General features: G+C 57.9%; 1 pseudogene. It reads right to left on the minus strand.

The window, feature by feature from the left end:
• A pseudogene (locus R0J92_RS26170) lies at positions 1–240 on the minus strand (Lrp/AsnC ligand binding domain-containing protein); the annotation flags it as partial.

Here is a 240-nt window from a genome sequence, read left to right on the forward strand (position 1 = left end):
GTCCTTGGGCGATCCCATCACAACGTAGGTCGTGATCGCGGTGACAAAGGGCGAGGTGCCGAGGATTTCGGTGTGGCACTGTTTGTAGCTCTTGAGGTCGGCGCATTAGACGCGCAGCAGATACTCGATGGTGCCGGTGATATTGTGGCATTCGACAACCTACGGCGCATTGCGCATTGCGCGTTCTAAGGCCTCCTGTGCCTCCTTGGTGTGCTCGCCCAGGCCCACACCAATATAGGT

The sequence above is a fragment of the Tritonibacter sp. SIMBA_163 genome (assembly GCF_046535935.1).
Classification (GTDB): Bacteria; Pseudomonadota; Alphaproteobacteria; order Rhodobacterales; family Rhodobacteraceae; genus Epibacterium; species Epibacterium scottomollicae.